Origin of the sequence: Dietzia sp. B19 (genome assembly GCF_014145155.1) — a bacterium.
Classification (GTDB): domain Bacteria; phylum Actinomycetota; class Actinomycetes; order Mycobacteriales; family Mycobacteriaceae; genus Dietzia; species Dietzia natronolimnaea.
This window is the reverse complement of the sequence record NZ_JAALED010000271.1, coordinates 1-3852: the sequence shown is the minus strand read 5'-3', so window position 1 is coordinate 3852 and position 3852 is coordinate 1. Positions and strand designations below refer to the sequence as shown.

General features: G+C 70.1%; 3 protein-coding genes and 1 pseudogene. All 4 read left to right on the top strand.

The genetic code is table 11. The features are described from left to right. Positions 1 to 49 precede the first annotated feature (49 nt). On the top strand, positions 50 to 1681 hold the full coding sequence (locus G6020_RS08625; protein WP_182610337.1) for an AMP-binding protein: 1632 nt from the start codon (positions 50 to 52) through the stop codon (positions 1679 to 1681). A 122-nt stretch (positions 1682 to 1803) separates the two neighbouring features. After that, entirely contained in the window at positions 1804 to 2589 is a 786-nt protein-coding gene (locus G6020_RS08620; protein ID WP_179525538.1) for an electron transfer flavoprotein subunit beta/FixA family protein, read from the top strand. A 51-nt stretch (positions 2590 to 2640) separates the two neighbouring features. Then, entirely contained in the window at positions 2641 to 3591 is a 951-nt protein-coding gene (locus G6020_RS08615) for an electron transfer flavoprotein subunit alpha/FixB family protein (protein ID WP_179525537.1), read from the top strand. A 93-nt stretch (positions 3592 to 3684) separates the two neighbouring features. Beyond that, positions 3685 to 3852 (top strand): annotated as a pseudogene (locus tag G6020_RS16995) (cysteine desulfurase NifS); the annotation flags it as partial.

Genomic DNA, 3852 nt, shown 5'->3' with positions numbered 1-3852 from the left:
TGACCACCCGCGACCAGTTCGACACTTCACGAGAGGCGGACCATCCGCGATGACAGCCAGCTCAGGACTCGACACCGCTCTCACCCCGCTGAGCTTCCTGGAGAAGGCCGCTCGTGTGTTCCCCGAGGCGACCGCGGTGGTGGACGGCCCCCGCCGCCAGAGCTACGCGGAGTTCGCCGATCGCGCCACGCGGCTGGCCTCACTCCTGCGGATGCGCGGGGTCGCCCGGGGCGACCGCGTCGGGGTGCTCGCGCCCAACTCCGCCGAGGCGCTGCTCGCACAGTTCGCGGTCCCGCTCGCCGGCGGGGCGGTGGTCGCCCTCAACACCCGCCTCGCGGCCCCGGAGGTCGCGTACATCACCGAGCACGCCGGGATCTCGGTGCTCATCGCCGACGCCGGTCTCCTGGCCGGGCTGGGGGACGAGGTCCCGGAGTCGATCAGTCTGATCCTGGTGACCCCCGACGCCGACGGCACCCAGCCGGACCCGGCCCGCTTCGGTCCCCGCGCCGAGGCGCTGGAGGAGGGCCTGGCACTGGCCTCCCCGCAACCGGTGTCCTGGGCGGTGGAGGACGAGGACGCCGTGATCGCCGTCAACTACACCTCGGGCACGACGGGGCGCCCGAAGGGCGTCATGTACACCCACCGCGGTGCCTACCTCAACGCGCTCGGGGAGATCATCACCCAGGGACTGGACTCGGACTCGCGCTACCTGTGGACGCTCCCGATGTTCCACTGCAACGGGTGGTGCACGACGTGGGCCCTGACCGGCGCGATGGGCACCCACGTGTGTCTGCGCGCCGTCCGGGGCGATGAGATCTGGAGACTGTTCGACGACGAGGGGATCAACCGCCTCGCCGGCGCCCCGGCGGTGTTGAGCACGATCGCCGACGACCCGGCGGCCCGGCCGGTGACGGGGATCCGCATGGTCACCGCCGGCGCCCCGCCCTCGCCCACGATCCTGCGACGCTTCGAGGACCTGGGCATCGACGTGACGCAGGTGTACGGGCTCACCGAGACCTACGGGCCGTTCACGGTGTGTACGCCCCAGCCCGACTGGGCGGACCTGGACCCGGACGAGCGTGCGGGTCTCAAGTCCCGTCAGGGCGTGGCCATGATCCACGCCGACACGGTCCGGGTGGTCGAGCGGACCAGCCCCGGCGAGAAGCACCTCGTCGACGTCCCGGCCGACGGCGTGACGATGGGCGAGGTCGTCATGACGGGCAACGGCGTGATGAAGGGGTACTTCGCCGACCCCGAGGCCACGGCGACCGCGTTCGCCGGGGGTTGGTTCCACTCGGGCGACCTCGGCGTGATGCACCCGGACGGGTACGTGCAGCTGCTCGACCGCGCCAAGGACGTGGTGGTCTCCGGCGGCGAGAACATCTCCACGATCGAGGTCGAACAGGCGATCGCGGCGCACCCCGACGTGGTGGACTGCGCCGTGGTCTCGATGCCCGACGAGAAGTGGGGTGAGCGTCCGAAGGCGTACGTCGTGGTGAAACCCGGTTCCGACCTCGACGAGGACGGTGTGATCGATCATTGCCGGACCAGGATCGCCCGGTACAAGGTGCCCGGTGCGGTGGAGCTCACCGAGGCCCTGCCGCGCACCTCGACCGGCAAGGTCCGCAAGAACGAACTCCGTGACGCCGCGTGGTCGGGGTGGGACAAGCGCATCAACTGACGGCCCCGCTCCTGCAGGGTGGGCCCGGGTGACGTTATTGTTGTCCCCAGGACCACAATCCGGTGCGCCCGGCCAGTTCGGATCGCACCCAGCCCCGACTCGCAGGAGGTCGACGCAGGCCCATGACGAACATCGTCGTACTGATCAAGCAGGTTCCGGACACCTACTCGGAGCGCAAGCTCTCCGATGGGGACTTCACCCTGGACCGCGAGGCCGCGGACGCGGTCCTCGATGAGATCAATGAGAAGGCCGTTGAGCAGGCTCTCCAGATCAAGGAGGCCGAGGGGGGCGAGGTGACCGTCCTGACCGCCGGTCCCGACCGCGCCACCGAGGCGATCCGCAAGGCCCTGTCGATGGGCGCCGACAAGGCCGTCCACCTCAACGACGAGGCGCTCCACGGCTCGGACGTCGTCCAGACCGCGTGGGCCATCGCCAACGTGCTGGGCACCATCGAGGGCACCGAGCTGGTCATCTGTGGCAACGAGGCCACCGACGGCCGCATGGGCAGCGTCCCGGCCATCATCGCCGAGTACCTGGGCCTGCCGCAGGTCACCCACATGCGCACCCTCGAGGTCTCCGGCGGGACCATCAAGGGTGAGCGGGAGACCGACGAGGGCATCTTCGAGATCGAGGCGTCGCTGCCCTGCGTCGTGTCGGTCGGAGAGAAGATCAACGAGCCGCGGTTCCCCTCCTTCAAGGGCATCATGGCCGCCAAGAAGAAGCCGGTCGAGGTCCTGACGCTGGCCGACACCAACGTCGAGGCCGGCCAGGTGGGCAAGGACAACGCGGCGACCACCGTCACGTCGTCGGTCCCCAAGCCGCCGCGCAGCGCCGGTGAGAAGTTCACCGACGAGGGCGAGGGCGGCAACGAGGTCGCCAAGTACCTCGTCGCGCAGAAGCTCATCTGATCGCGCTCACCCCGACCGACTCCCACCAGTCTTTTTCAAGGAGAATCCACCATGGCTGAAGTCCTCGTCGCGGTCGAGCACGTCGACGGCGAACTCAAGAAGGTCACCCTCGAACTGCTGACCGCCGCACGCGCGCTCGGTGAGCCGTCCGCCGTCGTGTTCGGTGAGACCGGCACCGCCGCAGCGCTCACCGACGCCCTCAAGGAGGCCGGCGCGGAGAAGATCTACGTGGCCGAGGGCGACGCGGTCCAGAACTACCTCGTCACGCCCAAGGTCGACGTCCTCGCCGGGCTCGCCGAGCAGGGCGCGGCGGCGATCGTCCTGGCCGCCACGTTCGAGGGCAAGGAGGTGGCGGGTCGCCTCGCGGCCCGTACCGGTTCCGGCACCCTGTGTGACGTCGTCGAGATCAAGTCCGACGGGTCCGCGGTCCACTCGATCTTCGGTGGCGCGTTCACCGTCGAGGCGACCGTCGCCGGCGACACGCCCATCTACACCCTGCGCCCGGGCGCCGTCGAGGCGTCGCCGTCCGCCGGGGCCGGTGAGGTCGTCGAGGTCGACGTCCCCGAGCCCGAGAACGCCGCCAGGGTCATCTCCCGCAACCCGATCGTCGGTGGCGACCGTCCCGAGCTCACCGAGGCGACCGTCGTCGTCGCCGGTGGTCGTGGCGTGGGTTCGGCGGAGAAGTTCGAAGAGGTCGTCGAGCCGTTGGCCGACTCGCTCAAGGGTGCGGTCGGTGCCTCGCGCGCCGCCGTCGACTCGGGGTACTACCCGGGTCAGTTCCAGGTGGGTCAGACCGGCAAGACCGTGTCGCCGCAGCTGTACATCGCCCTGGGGATCTCGGGCGCCATCCAGCACCGCGCCGGGATGCAGACGTCCAAGACGATCGTCGCCGTGAACAAGGACGAGGAGGCCCCGATCTTCGAGATCGCGGACTACGGCGTCGTCGGCGATCTGTTCAACGTCGCCCCGCAGCTCACCGAGGCCATCAACGCCCGTAAGTGAGTTCGGCGCGACAGCGCCCGGCAGTACCGACCGGACCCCGGCACCCCTGCGGTGCCGGGGTCCGGCGCGTTCGGGCGTATTCTTGCCGACGTCATGCTCACGATCCGCACCGCGCACTATCTCGACCACGCCGCGACCACCCCGATGCGCCCGTCGGCCCTGGCCGCCTACGCCGAGGCGGCCGCCACCGTCGGTAACGCCTCGTCCCTCCACGGAGCCGGCCGCCGCGCCCGTCGCCGGGTGGAGGAGGCCCGCGAGTCA